Source organism: Synechococcus sp. RS9902 (assembly GCF_014279635.1).
In the GTDB taxonomy this organism is placed as follows: Bacteria; Cyanobacteriota; Cyanobacteriia; order PCC-6307; family Cyanobiaceae; genus Parasynechococcus.
Genome location: NZ_CP047949.1, coordinates 1,718,265 through 1,734,103, shown reverse-complemented (window position 1 = coordinate 1,734,103; position 15,839 = coordinate 1,718,265). Strand labels below are relative to the sequence as shown.

Below are 15,839 nucleotides of genomic sequence, written 5' to 3'. Positions count from 1 at the left end.
TCAATCGAGCAAGGAGAGCTGCCGGTGCTTGTTGGCGGGGGCAGCAGGCTTGCGTGCTCGGCAGTCCCATGGCTCCGCTGGCGCTGGCGTGAGCATCGGCTCGAGGGCACGTCGGTGGGCTCCATCACCCGGTTCCAGCCAGATGCTCTCCAACCCCTCGGGAATGATCACCGGCATCCGATCGTGCAATGTGGCCACCAGGCTGTTGGGCTGCGTCGTGATCACGCAGCAGGTCTCCACTTCACTGCCATCGGGGCCAATCCAGCGGTCCCAGACACCGGCCAGCCAGAACAGCTGCCGGTCTTTGCGCTGGATCAGATGCCCTTTTTCAAAAAAACCGGTGCTGGGCAGAAGGCAGCGGTGATGACGCCATGGCCCGCGAAAGGAGGCTTTCTCCGCGATGGTTTCGGCGCGGGCATTGATTGGTCGCGGCGCCTCCAGCGGGTCCTTGACCCAGCCCGGCAGGAGGCCCCAGAGCATGTGGGAGAGACGGTCTTCACCGTGCTCACGCCGCACAGCCAGCACCGGTTCGTGGGGGCGGATCAGCTCGCGGGGGGCGTAATGCTCCAGCCAGGCGCTGTCCTCCGGCCGCAACCAGCTGCCCAGCAGCTGCTGCAATTCCGCGCGAGGCGTGTCGAGGCAGTAGCGACCACACATGGGCAGAAGCTAGGCGCCGTTCGGTTCTTACACCCGTTGATTGCCAGAGATCCCTCGTAGCGTGTCGGAACTCACAGGCCATCAATGCCGATCCGCCAGGACGACAACCAGCCGAACCGTCGCTTCGGGATCATCAACTTGGTGCTGATTGGCTTCGGGGTGTTGCTGCTGGCCAGCAGCTTCCTTCCCAGCAACGGCATGCAGCAGGTGCCGCGGGTGCCCTACTCCCTGTTCATCGACCAGGTGAATGACGGTGCGGTGAAGCGGGCCTTCATCACGCAAGACCAGATCCGCTACGAGCTGAGTGATCCCGAGGAAGGCACGCCTCCTGTGCTGGCCACCACGCCAATCTTCGACATGGATCTGCCCCAACGCCTCGAGACCAAGGGCGTTGAGTTCGCGGCGGCTCCCCCGAAGAAGCCGAACATTTTCACCACCATCCTCAGCTGGGTGGTGCCGCCCCTGATCTTCATCTTGGTGCTGCAGTTCTTTGCTCGCCGCTCGATGGGCGGTGGTGCTCAGGGGGCGTTGAGCTTCACCAAGAGCAAGGCCAAGGTGTACGTGCCCGATGAGGAGTCGCGGATCACCTTCGCCGACGTGGCGGGCGTGGATGAGGCGAAGCAGGAACTCACGGAGATCGTCGACTTCCTCAAGCGCCCTGAGCGCTATGCCGAGATCGGCGCACGGATTCCCAAGGGTGTGCTGCTGGTCGGCCCCCCAGGCACCGGTAAGACCCTGCTGTCCAAGGCCGTGGCCGGCGAAGCCGAGGTGCCCTTCTTCATCATTTCCGGCTCGGAGTTCGTGGAGCTCTTCGTCGGCGCTGGTGCCGCCCGGGTGCGCGACCTGTTCGAGGAGGCCAAGAAAAAAGCGCCCTGCATCATCTTCATCGACGAACTCGACGCCATCGGCAAGAGCCGTTCGGGTTCGATGGGCGTAGTCGGCGGCAACGACGAACGGGAGCAGACCCTCAACCAGCTGCTCACCGAGATGGATGGCTTTACCGCCCAGGACAAACCGGTGATCGTTCTAGCGGCTACCAACCAGCCCGAAGTGCTCGATGCAGCCCTGCTGCGTCCCGGCCGTTTCGACCGGCAAGTGCTGGTGGACCGTCCAGACCTCTCCGGCCGCAAGACCATCCTCGAGATCTACGCCAAGAAGGTGAAGCTGGCTGCAGGTGTTGACCTCGACAGCGTCGCCCAGGCCACCAGTGGTTTTGCCGGCGCTGATCTAGCCAACCTGGTGAATGAAGCTGCTCTGCTCGCAGCGCGTGCACAGCGCACCAGCGTTGAGCAGCAGGACCTCGGTGAAGCGATCGAGCGGGTTGTGGCTGGTCTCGAGAAGAAGAGCCGCGTCCTGCAGGACGATGAAAAGAAGGTGGTGGCGTATCACGAGGTGGGCCACGCGATCGTGGGCCATCTCATGCCTGGCGGCAGCAAGGTGGCCAAGATCTCGATCGTGCCCCGTGGCATGAGCGCCCTGGGCTACACCCTGCAGCTGCCCACCGAAGAGCGCTTCCTCAATTCCAAGGAGGAACTCCAGGGCCAGATCGCCACGCTTCTGGGTGGTCGCTCGGCTGAGGAGATCGTCTTCGGCAAGATCACCACGGGTGCTGCCAACGATCTGCAGCGGGCCACCGATCTGGCTGAGCAGATGGTGGGCACCTATGGCATGAGCGACACCCTGGGGCCCTTGGCCTACGACAAGCAGGGCGGTGGCCGTTTCCTTGGTGGAGGCAACAACCCCCGCCGCTCGGTGAGTGATGCCACGGCTCAGGCCATTGATAAGGAAGTTCGCGGGCTGGTGGACCAGGCCCACGACGACGCCCTCGCGATCCTGCGGGAGAACATGGCTCTGCTCGAGACGATCGCCCAGAAGATCCTCGAAAAAGAGGTGATCGAGGGGGATGACCTCAAGCAGATGCTCGAGGCGAGTGTGCTGCCGTCCGGTGTGACCGCTTGACGGCAGCGGGCTTCATCCCCGATAACAGTCCTTTGAACCGTCGCGATGGCTACCGCTTCTGCGGGCGTTGCTGCTGTCCTCTCTCCGCTGTGCAGACGTGACTTCCTTTCCTCAGCGGATTGTTCCGCAGCAGAAACAGCAGCGTTGCTGGATCTGGCTGCACAACTGAAGAGCGGCGATCGTCGGATCGATCTCGGCAACCGTGTGCTGGGCCTGATCTTCAGCAAGGCCTCCACCCGAACCCGTGTGAGTTTTCAGGTGGCCATGGCCCGCCTCGGCGGCCAGACGGTGGATCTCAATCCTTCCGTCACCCAGCTCGGCCGCGGCGAGCCGCTGGAAGACACGGCCCGGGTTCTGAGCCGTTACTGCGATGTGCTGGCGATTCGCACCTTTGCTCAGCAGGAACTGGTGGACTACGCCCACTGGGCCTCGGTGCCGGTGATCAATGCCCTCACCGATCTGGAGCATCCCTGTCAGGCCCTAGCCGACTTCCTCACCATGCAGGAAGCCCATGGCGCCCTTCCTGGTCAGACCCTGGCCTATGTGGGCGACGGCAACAACGTGGCCCATTCCCTGATGCTTTGCGGCGCATTGCTGGGGGTGAATGTGCGGATCGGTTGCCCCGAGGGCTTCGAGCCCTTGCCGGGTGTGCTTGAGCAGGCCCAATCCCTGGCACAGCACGGTGCCTCGATTGAGGTGGTGACTGACCCCCGTGAGGCGGTGGCGGGTGCCCAGGCCGTTTACACCGACGTTTGGGCCTCCATGGGCCAAGAGGCCGAACAGGCGCAGCGGGAGCAGGCCTTTGCGGGATTCTGCGTGGATCAAGCCCTGATGGCGCAGGCGGCAGCCGATGCGATCGTTTTGCACTGCCTGCCAGCCCACCGCGGTGAGGAGATCAGCGCCGAGGTGATGGAGGGCACGGCGAGCCGCATCTTTGATCAGGCGGAAAACCGCCTGCATGCGCAGCAGGCTCTGTTGGCGGTGTTGATGGGTGGTCTGTGACGATGATCCACCGCTGGTTGGTGCCGTTGATCGTCACCGCCCATGCGGTGGCAGCGTCAGCGGATCAGGCCACCGACAAACAACAGCAGAGCACCATTGCCCGATGGACGGCCGAGAAAATCTGTGAAATGGGCGTGGATGCTTTTTACGCCTTGCCGGATCCTGAGCTCAAAACCATGTTTGAGCGCGACACCTCGATGCGTTACGAGGATGTTCCTAACGCACCAACCGATCAGGAAAAGTCCCGTATCACCGGACAGTTGATGGGATATCTGATGGCGGCCTGTCCGCAGCAGCTTGAGACCTACAAAAACCGCTGAAGAGCATCGCGATGCGTAAGGAACGTTGCTGGGTTTGGTTCAAAGGTGGCCTCTCGGAGGAGGGGCACTGGATGTCGGGCTGGGTGGCCAGCACAACCCAGCAGTCGGGGCTGTTGATTGAGCATCCCGGCTACGTCTCTTGCCGGGTTCCGGAATGGCGTGTGGTGTTCAAGGAGCCCAAAGACCTGAACCTGGCGCCGAGCATTCCCGAGGCTGCGGTGTGGAAGCTGGTTTGAACTGAGCCTGTGCTTGCGGCATACGACAAGGAACGGTACAAATGTATTGCCCGAACCTTTTTTGCGGTGACCCGTGTCCCACAGGAGCCCCTCACCACTGCACAGCAAGAGCTGTACGACTGGCTAGCGGACTACATCGGCACCCATCGCCACAGCCCCTCGATTCGCCAAATGATGCAGGCAATGGGACTGCGCTCTCCTGCGCCGATCCAGAGCCGGTTGCGCCATCTTCAGCAGAAGGGATGGATCACCTGGCAAGAAGGTCAGGCGCGGACCTTGCAGCTCTTGGGCGACATGGTGGGTGCCGCCGGGATTCCTGTGCTGGGCGCCGTTGCCGCCGGTGGCCTGGTGACGGCTTTTGATGATGTGCAGGAGCATCTCGATCTGGCGCCGGTGCTCGAGACCCGCGGTCTGTTTGCCCTGACGGTGAATGGTGACTCGATGGTCGACTCCCACATCGCCGATGGTGATGTGGTGTTGATGGAGCCGGTGCAGGATCCGCAGAGGCTGCGCAACGGCACGGTGGTGAGTGCTCTGGTGGCCGGCAGCGGCACCACGCTCAAGCATTTCCATCGCCAAGGGGCGACGGTGGTGCTGGAAGCTGCCAACCCGGCCTATCAACCGATTGAGCTCCCCGCCGAACAGGTGGAGGTGCAGGGTCGCTTGGTTGCCGTGTGGCGGCAGGTATGAGGCTCCCGCGGTGTAAGCTGACTTACGACGACGGCGGTTCTGAAGCCACCACGTCGACATGGGGCCATAGCTCAGCTGGTAGAGCACCTGCATGGCATGCAGGGGGTCAGGAGTTCGAGTCTCCTTGGCTCCATTCTTTGAAGCCCAGTCTTTGACTGGGTTTTCTTGTGTCTGGGGTTTGTCGCGCCACCCAGTCTCAAGTCTGTTTAGGGCGTTTTCTAGGGCGTTTTGTTCCCTGCCCACTGGGACACCATGGCTGGTGTCAGTTTTCGCCCTAGGGATTTAGGGCGCTTTTCTGTTGGTGCGTTCGTTTTGCCTTCGTTGGGCGCTCACCATGGGGCGTCTCTGCGTGATCCAGGGGGTGCCAGTCCGTCGCGTTTCCTGTAGAAGATTCTTGTACACGATCACCAGAAGGACCCAGAAGACGCGAAACGCCTTACCCATAGGCCGTTAGTAAGGTCTCGACTGAGTGGGCTCCTATAGGAGTCACCTCCATGTCCACCCCCGCTACGGCGACTACTTGGTTGCCAACACCGAAAGCAGCAGAAGCCTTGGGTTGCTCGCCGAAGCACCTACGAGCACAACGCGACATATGTGGTGGCTTTCTTGACGCCACTGTTCATTGGGCGTACGGCCCAACGCTGAACAGTGCGATCACCTGGAACGTTGAGCTGGTGCGTGAAGCGTTCCACCGGCGTGGTGTCTGCGCTCGCCAAGGAGTGCAAAGCAAATGACTACGCCTCAGGAACGCGCAGATGGCGTCATTTTCGATGAAGCCAGAAAAGCAGGCTTTGAAGATGGTATTGACTTCAAAGTCTCAGATGGACCGTCAAATTTAAGTCCCAGGATGCGGAGATGGCTTGTCGCAAACCAAACGGAGTTGATGCTTAAAGCCTGGGAAGTGTGGAGTGAAATCAAATGCCGTTGATGTCCATTTCAACTCTTCTGGATACAATTTGTGTAACAGATTCTTCTGTCGCGCAAAAGATGTCGATACAGACATTCGCTAGGCACGAGAAACACAATGGTCCGATGAATGCTGTGCTACACGCGCGGTTTCCTGAGCCGATTGTGTCGTTCGTGAAGACCACAGCACTCGTTGAGGGTGTTAGTGAGTCGACGGTTCTTCGCTTTGCCCTGGAGCAGTGGGCAACAGCACAGGGTTTCTCCGAACACTGCTCATAAAAGAAGGGCCACTGCTTCCAACAGTGACCCTCTCTTTGAACGTAAAGCTCCGCAGCTTTGTAGTCCTCTACCCCCGCATTTTACTGTGGCAAACGCTCCAACTCAACAGTCGTCTTCATCTGAAGATGTCTCTCGAATCTATGCCGAGATTGCACGGCTTAAACAGCTCGCAGAGACCATTGGCTGGAACGATGCCAATTGGGAAGAAGCACGTCGGCTTTATGAGCAATGGTGGGAACTTGATGAAGGTGATGTGCCGCTTCATCCCCTTGGAGACTGGATATCGAACGTAGTGGAAGCCAAGAACCGCAATGAGGAATACGAACCAGAGATCCTCAAGACGCCATCCATTAACACGGACGAATGGGTTTCCCAAGTCACTGCAATCCTGAAGGCCGGATTTTAGAACTATCAACGCTTCTCTAAGGAAGGTGATTTATTCGTCGATGCAACAGACTTATGGATGCAGTACGACCTGCTGGATCCAGTAAGCCGACGTGCTCGACATTGTGAGTTGAGCCCTCTTCATGGTGATTTAGAGAGCCATCTTGACCCTAAGGGTGTAATTCATGCAGCACGCATGCGGTGCTTCTATGAACAGAAGGCCGCTGCACTGCATGCTAAGGGCAAGCATCACGAAGCCGACCAATGGCTGATGCCGAAGGAAAAATGGGAACGCCCCAGCAACTGTTCAGAAGCCGACTGGGCCAACATCATCAAGCCGTTTAATCGACGAAGTTATGCGGAGTGCTTCGATGAGTTTCTCGCCAGAGTGGAATTGGCACGTCTTGGCTTCGTTCCAGGTGAGCGCACAGCAATAGAGTCACTTCAAACTTACAAAGACGATGCCCACACCAAGATCAAAGAGGTAATACAGCAAGGTGCAGATGCAGATGCAGGTGATGTGTAGTTACTGATCAACCAATACGGCACGAGGACAAACAGCTTTTGCCTCACAAAGTTTGCAGAGCAATATCGAGAGTCGCTGGAACGTCAACAAGACATTGCTGATGCACTGGATGATCTGCTGCTTCGTGGCGAGCCACCCCAGATCCGATTGGCGGATTACGTGCCAGCCGATTGGTTGCCGATGTTCCGTGTTCTGCGGGAAGGCTTGAAGTTCAGCGATGAAGCCATCGTGATGACGGTGATGGCCGGCGTCGCTGCGATGTTGCCGCCACAGGTGCGTATTCGTGGTCTTTCGATGGAGGAAATCCCCACGGTGTGGGTGTTTCTCATAGGCAGTAGTGGCGTGGGTAAGTCGCCCCTGCTTCGGGCTTTGATCAATCGCCCAATGGCCAAGCCCATCGCGTTCATTGATGGCTGGAACGAACGTGAGCAGCAAGGACGCAAGACCGCTGCTGCTGACGGTGAAGATCTACCGGCTTTTCGAAAGCGCAATTTGATTTACACCGCGCCCTCGACCCAAGGGATCCGTTCAGATTTTGCGATCCATGGCGAAGACGTTCCAGGGCTGCTGGTCCGTGATGAGCTGAACGACTGGCTGAAACAGATGCTGGATGAGGGTGGTGCTGGTGTTGGAGACGTTGAGTTTTATCTGTCGAGCTACGACGGCACATACAGCAACGACGTCTTTGCCGATGCCAAGAAATCCCGCGAGGTGAGATCCGGCAAGTTGGGCGTTATCGGCGGTATCCAGCCAAAGGTGTTTCTGGAGCAGCTGGAGGCGGGCAACGCCAACGGATTCAATTCCAGACCGCTGTTCGTCCAAATGCCTCGATCACGCAAAAGCCTGGTGGAGAGTGATTCCCTTACAGAGAAGCTGTCGGGTTGCTTGGGTGAGCTTTATCTGGCTGCCCTCCAAGACGGGAACCATGCCTACGTGCTTTCAGCCGGTGCTGAACAGCTATTCACTAGCTTGTTTGACCAGCTGGAGGACCTATCGCTCCAGGCCCGTAGTGATGAAATTGAAGCACTTTGGGCTAAGGGACCGGGGCAAGTTCTGCGTGTGGCGGCGGCTATCCACTTCATCCGCGTTGCCACTGATCAGGAGGAGCTTGTTGAACGTGGCCTCATCAACCCGGCGACTGTTGTATCCGAGCGATCACTTCAGCTTGCGGCCAACTTGGTGATGGCGGGCAAGACCAGAGCGGTTGAGATTCACGAACGTGCCAGCAATCCAATGCTTGAGCTCGCCGACAAGCTGCTGGAAAAAGCTCGGAAGAGGCAAGGCAACGCACCAGGAAAAGGTGTTGCCCTGAGTGCAATTCGCAAAAGCTGGAGCAGTAAGGGGCGCCCAACCATTGCTGAGCTCAAGCAAATGGCGGTGATGCTGCAAAGCCGCGGGTTGGTCCAAGTGATTGATGGCGGCAAGTCAATCCGGGTGGTTCGTTAGACGTGCCACCCCCTAATCCCAGTGAGGGACAGGTATTTGGGAGAGAGAAGATCCAAAAATGAATACCCCCCACATACATTTCAGGCTGGAACGTTGTGGGTGAAGGGTGCTTACTCCTGGAGCGTGAGACACACTGGGGACCCCCCAAATCTGGATCTCTATCCCCTGAGATGCACTGGTACGACTGGGATCTTCGGGTGGCGTTTTAGGTGGCAACCCCGTGGCAAGAGGGTGGCAGCCTCAAAAATTCGCCTTCTCGAAGCCGCGTTCTCTGCAGGGAAAAAGCCTCTGCTCTGGTGCTTGGCCGCCGGTAGAACGAAATAGATGCCTCACCCCCCCCCCGTGGATCACAGTCGAGAGCTTCAACGAATGCTGCAGCGCGCGCAGCAAATCCGACTGGCTCGATCAATGCCGCCGCTCTGGTGTGTTACCGGAATCTTTCGCGGTGAGGAAGTACCAGAGCCACCGGAGGGTGTGGAAACGTTCCAACCTTGGATCGTTGTTCGAGTCGATGGCGATAGGCCAGCCGACGACAGAGGCAAACCTGTCGGCAAACTTTGTCCGCTCAGCTGAAGTCCTCTCGCGATGAGGCCACGTCGGAATAGAGCTAGTTCCGACAGAATCAGCTTCAACGCTGATGTGTTCATGTCGGACGCTCGCAAGGATCTGGTTTCGATACTTCAGCGCACTCCCAATGACCCCCAGCATCGCTGAACGAGTATCAGCACTTGAACAATCACACCCAGCTGATTTGAGCCGCGATTCTGTGCTTCTTGAGGGTGTATGGGACTTGCGTTGGAGTAGTTCAAGCCAGCCTTGGTTGCGTCAAGCACCATGGCTGGAGAATCTTCAGGTTTTGGACCCTGCTCAGAAAAGAGGGTGCAATTTACTCCGACTGCGTGGACCATTTGGAGCAATCGGAGCAATCAGCCTCCTGGCCGATCTGGAAGTAATCAATGAGAGACGAGTCAAGGTCAAATTCCGTAAGGGAGGCTGGCTTGGCCCCTCATTACCAGGAATTGGCCAACTCAAGTTATTACGCGAAGTTGAGCAAAGCTTCCCTGCATGGCTGGATATCACGTTCTTGGACAAAGAATTACGAATATGCAGGGGCAATGCAGGTACAATCTTTGCACTGCTGCGCCATGGAAGCATCACTAAAGACGAACTTCTGGAATAAGTGACCTATTAGGAAAAAGTCGCAGCAGCTTCCTCACGCTGCTGAGGAGTTACTTCTAAGTACCGCTGGAGCGCTGACATCGATTTATGCCCAGATAGCGCCATAAGCACCCTCAAAGGCACTCCAGCATTGTGAGCACTAGTTAGAGCCGAACGCCTAAAACTGTGGCTTGAGACACCTTCTAGTCCCGATTCAGCGGCGGCCCTTTCAAGGGCATCCATAAAGCTGCGCGTACTCAGGCAAGAACCTACAAATCTGCCTGGCACGAGGTAGTCATCAGCCACAGGTTCACGACCCTGCCGCACCACCCATGTAGCTCTCCAAGAGCGCAGGGCTTCCCATAGCTGCGGCGTAACCGGCACTGACCGACTAGCCAGCTTCCCTTCAGTGATTCCTCGCTGGAACTTAACGGCAGATTCTGAAACCATGCCCCAGGTGAGCTGCGTTGCCTCGCCAATTCGGCAGCCAGTACGGCGACAAATCTCGGCAACGATCTGGTGATGCTGCTCATGCAGCTTTGAAATCAATAAATCGAGCTCGTCGGTGCTCAACACACGCGACTGCCCGTGTCGATTGGACTTCATTTTTTTGGTTTTGATTAGCCAAGAACGCAGTGCTGGTCTGCCACCGCGTCTTATCCCCATTTTACGCGGTGTTCATTCCTTGGGATCACAAGGCATGACGCATCTTTGCTGACTATTTCTTATGCAATTCGCTTCTTAGATGACACTTGCTATCATTGACTTTGCTGATTGCTCAGGGGGGTAAGGTTCGGATTTTTGATATTACCGGCAGCCTCCAGGGAGCCTTCTGAAACAGCACCAATTTTCGACAGGCTTAATGTAGCACAGCCGCAAGATAAAACACTGGGTAGTATTTAAGAAAGAAGTTTTTGCTGATGGCTTGGAACCTGACAATGGACGATTGGATCGTCATGTCACGTCGCAATCGTGCGATCAAGAAGCAGTTAGGCAGACATCAAAACGAAGCACTTTGTTTTTATCCTGGAGCGTAATGAGTAACCACGAAATCAACCGCTACGACCCAATTCCTCCGCACATCATCAAGGCGCTGATGCTTTGCGCCAATGGTTCCACTTGGGCTGATGCGGCTGCAGCTGTTGGCATCAAGGCACCATGCCTTCGCAAGTGGTATCGAGACCGCAGGGCTGAAGAGGTCATCGAAACGTTGGTACGTGAAAACCTCAACGTCGCCAACAATTTGTTGACTTCAGCTGCACCAAGGCTGGCTGATGAACTTATCCAGATCGCGCTGGATCCCAATGTGAAGGCCTACGCCAGAACGCAGGCCTTCAGCGAGAGCTTCAAGATTCTGCGTGAGAACGTCTTGGAGGCTGAGCAGCGGCGGCAGCTGCAAGAGATCCGGCACACACTGCAATCACTAGAGGACAGCAAGACTGTCACTGTCTAAGGACTTGGTCTTGGTGTGGCCTCTCGGATCAGGAGGCAGTCCGTAATGCGTGTTGCGGCTGTTTGGTTCAAAATGGCGAGAGCCCTGCATCAAAGATGAAAAAGCTTGCGATGGTATTGATGGCTTGTTGCCTCTCAATGCCAGTAAGTGCTGATTTTGGTGATGCGGATACTGGAAATAACATTTCCAATCAAATCAGTCGCTTTGAGGCGTGGTGCGGAGAGTCTGGAAATAATTGCTTGGTTGAATTTGATAGGCCAACAAAAAGCATCATTGTTAACGCCTCAAGCCGCGTAGCTGCCGATAATGTTCTTGATTTTAATTACAGTATTTAAAAGAGAAAATGTGCGATAACCATTCTTACGGGGAATAATTGTGCGATTCCAATTCAGTCAGGCCGAGTCATTATAGATATTGAATATAGAAAAATTGATCAATCCATAAGCTCAGCGCGAATTATTTTGGAAGTCTTCCTGCGGGTAGAAAATTCATAGGAACCCTTGTAAGCTTCACTGGAATAAATGGCAATGAAGGCACCTCCAATGGAATTTATATAGTTGATTGAATCTCCTTGATTGGTCGGATTTTTTCGTTTGAGCCGTCGGGGATGGTTGTCCTTCGGTAATAACGCTTGCGACTATTTTCCTGGCGCAAATTCGTCATTACAACCGGCTTGTCGCTGGTTGGCTCGTTGACCTGCCTGAGCCAGGGCCTATGTGCTCAGCACAGCGGAAGCGCTACCTGAGGCTGGAACGGGAGCGGCTGAAGTCGGCTGGGATTCCAGCTGAGCTCGGTGCCGTTGGTGGAACGCCCAACGTGATCGACTTCTAATCAACGGGATTTCCCGTAGTTTCAGACCCTCGGGCAAATGTGAGTCACGAGGTCAGCGTTGATCCAGTAGATCAGGCCAAAGCCGCTGAGGACAGGGCTGATGAAGCCACTGTTGTTGGGACTTATTCGACTTTGTAATTCTCGTAGTTCTTACCATGACGTTCAATATGCACCAATCAACAGCCCAGGAAGATCAGCCTTGCATACAATTAATCATCTGTAGCTGATGTATTGGTTCGTTTTTGAGAGAAGTCAACAAGCTACATTTGTGGAACAAGCCATATCGTCTGACTGGCATCAGTACTTGTATCTGGGCCGATTACAGCTGGGTTGTGCCAACCGGGTAATACAGCGACGGCGAATGTTTCTTCTATGCCACTTTGGAACCATAGAAGGCCATCGATAGAACCATTGCTCAGATTCACAACGGCTAATCCGCACTTCAATTCCTGATGCCTTTCTCCGATGGGGAGTCCTCCAAAGACTGCTGTTTCGCGAATCTGAGAGAGACCAACAAAGGCATAACCAGCAAAAAAATCCAGTCCACGCGTAAATCCAGGCAGATGGGCAACTGTGTTGTGCTCCCCGGATTTGGGATCGACGCGCAACAGGGCTCCATGGCCGGAGTCGAGCACGTAGAGCTGGTCTTGGTAAAGCCTGGGTGAGTGAGGCATGGAGAGTCCTCGCAGCACCACCTCACCGCTGGGTACATGGATCAAGCAACCCCCGTTGGCTTTGTTTTCCCTCCAACCATGCTCAGTATCTGTCTCGCCCAGAGCGGTAACGAAAGCCGGGGCACTGCCGTCTTCTTTGAGTGCCAACCCGTTGAGATGGCAACGATCACCTGCGGCCCAGCCGCTGATGAAAGGCGGCTGCCATTGGGGCACAAAGCTCCAGTTGCCCTCGACCGTTACCAGTCCATTGAAGAGTGTATTCACCAACCAGAGGCGGCCATTGCCCCAGGCCAGGTCATGGCCCCTCACCGGTCCACTTTGGTGGCAAGAGCGTGCCAAAAACGCTATGTCGTACGCACCTTCTGGTTTTATAGATGGTGCGATCTCACGGCTGGCGGGCAAAGTCCAGACGACATACCGGCAGCCGACAGCAATGCCACTGGGAGTGCGGCAAAGGCCCATGGCTTGGTCAAAGTGTGAGAAGCCAAGCTGAAGTTTTCCATTATGGCTTCCCACACTCACGACACGCCCGGCTTGGTAAGTAGATAACAGGACAGAAAGATCCAACCGCTCTAAAAGAGCAGGAAAAGACTTGTTGTGCTCATAAGAAACGGCAAGTTTTGGCCGTTGAGCGTCTACCCCTGAAGCAGTCGTGGAAGCTTTTCCAGCTTTCATTTATTCAGCCGAAAATCTTGTCCACAGGAACATTGCCGACACTTGGCATAATACCGTTATAGCCGGTGATGTTAATTAATAGGTCTTTCTTGACGTTAAGGGAAGCTTTGCCGTCGTTGATCAAGAGGTAGGTGCCTTCTATGGCGGGGTTGGAGGAATACACAAGAGCAGCAGATTTAGGGGCTAGAGGTTGATTGCCTTTTATAAGAGGATTAGTGTCAGCGAAGACTGCATCAGCTAAGTCCTTAAATGTCTCAGCAGTGCTGTTGTAAGCAGCATGGTTGAGAGTTCTCGGAACGTGAAGCAATTTACCTTTTCGATTTACAAGAGAAATTGCTTCCTTTTCAAAAAAGAAATCGGTGATGTGATCTGGATTTTTGATACGCGATTGCCCATACCGGAAAGCGAAGCGATCGATACCTCCGCCGCCCGTAAGTATGTCCTTACCACCAAGACCGTTGATAAAGTCTGCAGGTCGACCGCCTATGATGGTCTCACTACGGGCAGTACCGATATGGTCGTCATTTTTGATAATGCCTTTGGCAGAAGCAGTAGTAATTGTGGCGTTTTTTGAGTTTGAAAGTGTAATTTTGAATTTCTCGTTGAGTTCTTCCAACCGATCCCCTTTGACACGGAAGGTGATGGTGCGTGTTCCTTGACCAGAGCCAAAGAGCACAGTACCGGATGGAAGGATGCCCTTGGCGAAGTCATCTGCACTGGCAGCATTTTTCCCCATACCAGAAACTGTCCATGCAACCTCGCTAGATGATGATAGATCTCCCGCACGATCGACAGTAAATTTGAATCGTTTGAAACCGCTTTCCCCTTCGGTTTTGCTGACCGAAGACGTGGTCAGTGCCAGTGAAGTAGTCGAAGGTTCTGGATCAACTTCGAGCGCCCAAAGCTCTTCTCCACTCTTCCCGTCTGTTGCATAGAAGAACAGAGTGTCATCAACTAAGGTGAGTTCTCCAGGGTTGGAATCGGCATTACCTCGATTGATATCGGAAATGAGCACAGTGCCTGCTGGTGTCCCATCTGATTGCCAAAGCTCTTCTCCACTCTTGTAGTCGTCTGCCACAAAAAATAGGGTATTGCCAACTCCGGTGAGGTAATTATTGCTCGGGTAGTATTCGTCGTCGATTCCGGGTTTGATATTCGCAACGAGGACAGTTCCAGCTTTACTGCCGTCTGATTTCCATAGTGCTTCGCCATCACCGTTGTCCGCTGCGAAGAATAAGATATCTCCAACTGCGGTTAAATGCCTTGGGTTGGAACCGCGAGCATCAAAGTCAAATTGCCCGACGTTTTTGTTGATGTCGGCAACTTGAAAGGTTCCTTCAGATGTACCATCTGATCTCCACAGTTCTTGGCCGCCGTCGCCGTTCGCGGCGAAAAATAGCGTGTCACCTACTGCGGTCAGGTTTCTTGGGAAGATGTCTTTTACGAGGATGGTTCCTTCGGGTGTACCGTCTGACTTCCACAATCCTTCTAAAGTATTGGTATCTGCAATGAAATATAAAGTGTCGCCAACTGCAGTTAAATACCTCGGGTCCGCATCCGCAACGCGAACGGTACCTGCTTCCGTTCCATCGGATTTCCAGAGTTCATGGCCACTCCCGCCGTTCGCGGCGAAAAATAGCGTGTCGCCTACTGCAGTCAAGTATCTAGGTTCGGAATCCTTTGGATAGCCACCGGTGTCGAATCCTGTGAAGACATCTGCTACTAGTAAGGTTCCTGCAGATGTTCCGTCTGTTTTCCATAACTCTTCTCCACTGAACCCATCATCTGCGGAGAAAAACAAAGTGTCTCCAACCGCTGTTAAATGCTTTGGATTGGAGCTACTTGGATATCCGTAGTTTCCGAATCCTGGAGAGATATCTGCTACGAGTACAGTTCCTGCAGATGTTCCGTCTGTTTTCCATAACTCTTCTCCATTGAACCCATCATCTGCGGAGAAAAACAAAGTGTCTCCAATCGCAGTTAAATGCTTTGGGTTGGAGCTTTGAGTACCATAATAGTCTCCATAATAGGTAGCTTTGTTGATATCTGCTACCAAAATTGTACCTGCCTCTGTGCCATCGGACTTCCAGATCTCCCGTCCGACGCCTCCGCTGTCTACAGCGAAGAATAGATTGTTACCAGCCGCCGTTAGGCTGCTCGGGAAGGAGTCACCTTCCTGACCATCGATATTTTTGACTAGTCGAGGAAATGCCATAACTATTGGTGCGTTCAGTCAGAAGTGGTTACGATTAAAAAGCGCTGTGGAGATGCTTTAAAAAAGCTTAAGCCGGCGATCCTCATGGCACTTTCTAAGTCTTAGCAGGAAAAACTATATATTGCAATAAGTTGATAATCATCTCATTTCCATCCTGCGTTCGTTGAGTGACTAGTTTTTGTTTCCCCTCTTGTTTTATACCTCTCCTAGGCACAAAAAGTCGCTTTAGGCGTGAGGCTTAATGCTTACGCGTCATATTTTCTAGTAGCAAGTGCTTGAATTATTGCCTACAGATTTGATAACATTCTTCAACCTGAATTTGATGCAAGCCAAAGGTGGTCAGCTTTGGCCTGCAGCGGCGACCTGAACAGTCCCTACTGGATCCGCTTCAGTTGCTGTTGCGCTTTCCTGTTCAGACCAGTAGCAAG

General features: G+C 54.7%; 15 protein-coding genes and 1 tRNA gene. 12 read left to right on the top strand and 4 right to left on the bottom strand.

Translation table 11 applies throughout. From position 1 onward, the window contains the following. Window positions 1-657: an SOS response-associated peptidase gene (locus tag SynRS9902_RS09580; RefSeq protein WP_186508958.1), complete on the bottom strand. Its 657-nt coding sequence runs from the start codon at window positions 655-657 to the stop codon at window positions 1-3. Between the two features lie 84 nt (window positions 658-741). Between SynRS9902_RS09580 and ftsH the strand changes: the two genes are divergently transcribed. The 10 genes from ftsH (at window position 742) to SynRS9902_RS09530 (ending at window position 9,585) form a co-directional block, all read left to right on the top strand. Further along, the gene (ftsH, locus tag SynRS9902_RS09575) at window positions 742-2,616 is read left to right on the top strand and encodes an ATP-dependent zinc metalloprotease FtsH (RefSeq protein ID WP_006851758.1); all 1,875 of its coding nucleotides are present in this window, start codon (window positions 742-744) and stop codon (window positions 2,614-2,616) included. 45 nt (window positions 2,617-2,661) lie between these two features. Next, window positions 2,662-3,618: an ornithine carbamoyltransferase gene (gene argF, locus SynRS9902_RS09570; RefSeq protein WP_186508957.1), complete on the top strand. Its 957-nt coding sequence runs from the start codon at window positions 2,662-2,664 to the stop codon at window positions 3,616-3,618. A gap of 2 nt (window positions 3,619-3,620) precedes the next feature. Beyond that, a complete protein-coding gene (locus tag SynRS9902_RS09565; RefSeq protein ID WP_255446277.1) occupies window positions 3,621-3,938 on the top strand; it encodes a hypothetical protein in 318 nt (105 codons plus the stop codon). A gap of 11 nt (window positions 3,939-3,949) precedes the next feature. Then, the gene (locus SynRS9902_RS09560; protein ID WP_186508956.1) at window positions 3,950-4,174 is read left to right on the top strand and encodes a hypothetical protein; all 225 of its coding nucleotides are present in this window, start codon (window positions 3,950-3,952) and stop codon (window positions 4,172-4,174) included. Window positions 4,175-4,240: 66 nt separating this feature from the next. Continuing rightward, window positions 4,241-4,864, top strand: a complete 624-nt coding sequence (gene lexA / locus SynRS9902_RS09555) for a transcriptional repressor LexA (RefSeq protein WP_186508955.1) — start codon at window positions 4,241-4,243, stop codon at window positions 4,862-4,864. Between the two features lie 60 nt (window positions 4,865-4,924). Continuing rightward, window positions 4,925-4,997, top strand: a tRNA-Ala gene (locus tag SynRS9902_RS09550). A 1,137-nt stretch (window positions 4,998-6,134) separates the two neighbouring features. Beyond that, window positions 6,135-6,455 (top strand): hypothetical protein, encoded by a 321-nt coding sequence (locus tag SynRS9902_RS09545; RefSeq protein ID WP_186508954.1) that lies wholly within the window; start codon window positions 6,135-6,137, stop codon window positions 6,453-6,455. A gap of 57 nt (window positions 6,456-6,512) precedes the next feature. Further along, window positions 6,513-6,959 (top strand): hypothetical protein, encoded by a 447-nt coding sequence (locus tag SynRS9902_RS09540; RefSeq protein ID WP_186508953.1) that lies wholly within the window; start codon window positions 6,513-6,515, stop codon window positions 6,957-6,959. A 147-nt stretch (window positions 6,960-7,106) separates the two neighbouring features. Next, a complete protein-coding gene (locus SynRS9902_RS09535) occupies window positions 7,107-8,405 on the top strand; it encodes a DUF3987 domain-containing protein (protein WP_186508952.1) in 1,299 nt (432 codons plus the stop codon). 694 nt (window positions 8,406-9,099) lie between these two features. Next, entirely contained in the window at window positions 9,100-9,585 is a 486-nt protein-coding gene (locus SynRS9902_RS09530) for a PAP/fibrillin family protein (protein WP_370586294.1), read from the top strand. A gap of 8 nt (window positions 9,586-9,593) precedes the next feature. On the opposite strand, the gene SynRS9902_RS09525 is transcribed toward SynRS9902_RS09530, so the two are convergent. Then, window positions 9,594-10,139 carry a tyrosine-type recombinase/integrase gene (locus tag SynRS9902_RS09525; protein WP_255446094.1) on the bottom strand — a complete coding sequence of 182 codons (546 nt, stop codon included), beginning with the start codon at window positions 10,137-10,139 and terminating at the stop codon, window positions 9,594-9,596. Window positions 10,140-10,488: 349 nt separating this feature from the next. Here SynRS9902_RS09525 and SynRS9902_RS09520 point away from each other — a divergent pair, with 349 nt between their 5' ends. Further along, window positions 10,489-11,016 (top strand): hypothetical protein, encoded by a 528-nt coding sequence (locus SynRS9902_RS09520; protein WP_255446093.1) that lies wholly within the window; start codon window positions 10,489-10,491, stop codon window positions 11,014-11,016. A gap of 95 nt (window positions 11,017-11,111) precedes the next feature. After that, entirely contained in the window at window positions 11,112-11,351 is a 240-nt protein-coding gene (locus SynRS9902_RS09515) for a hypothetical protein (protein WP_186508949.1), read from the top strand. 756 nt (window positions 11,352-12,107) lie between these two features. Here SynRS9902_RS09515 and SynRS9902_RS09510 read toward each other — a convergent pair. Together SynRS9902_RS09510 and SynRS9902_RS09505 are read right to left on the bottom strand one after the other, a co-directional pair. Next, a complete protein-coding gene (locus SynRS9902_RS09510) occupies window positions 12,108-13,196 on the bottom strand; it encodes a TIGR03032 family protein (protein WP_186508948.1) in 1,089 nt (362 codons plus the stop codon). A gap of 4 nt (window positions 13,197-13,200) precedes the next feature. Further along, on the bottom strand, window positions 13,201-15,411 hold the full coding sequence (locus SynRS9902_RS09505) for an ELWxxDGT repeat protein (protein WP_186508947.1): 2,211 nt from the start codon (window positions 15,409-15,411) through the stop codon (window positions 13,201-13,203). Between the last annotated feature and the right edge of the window lie 428 nt (window positions 15,412-15,839).